Below are 380 nucleotides of genomic sequence, written 5' to 3'. Positions count from 1 at the left end.
ACGGAGGAGCGTTCCAGTCTGTTGCAATGACCGGGAAGGGCGCAAAGCGGCCCGTCCGGTTTTCGGCAATCCGCGGCTTGAAGCAGAAATGCACGCCTGACCGAAAGTCCGGTAAGCGTTCGAAAGCCCGACTGTCCGTTGGCGGTCTCATGGGCCCACTGGCCCCAAGACGTTCTGCCGCGATCAGGCGAGGACGGGTGCTTTGCTGGGTGCGGTGCCCGCCAGCCGGCGCAGCATATCTGCAGAGCGGCTCAGCACACGGGAGAGCGGCGAGCGCCATAAGCCGTATCCGTCGTCGCACAGCGGATCGTTTACAACAGGGCTGCCATTGCTTCCGACAAGAACATTGCCGATATTTGGGTCTAGCCCCTGCGGAGACA

The 380-nt window shown here is 62.4% G+C and carries 1 protein-coding gene; it reads right to left on the bottom strand.

What is annotated here, in order from left to right:
* Positions 1 to 183: 183 nt before the first annotated feature.
* Positions 184 to 380, bottom strand: a 197-nt coding sequence (locus GVN67_RS30280) for a hypothetical protein (protein ID WP_235035641.1), incomplete at its 5' end; no start/stop codon positions are given.

The organism is Roseomonas sp. 18066 (assembly GCF_902706185.1).
GTDB lineage: Bacteria > Pseudomonadota > Alphaproteobacteria > Acetobacterales > Acetobacteraceae > Pseudoroseomonas.
This window is presented reverse-complemented; position numbering and strand designations above follow the sequence as displayed.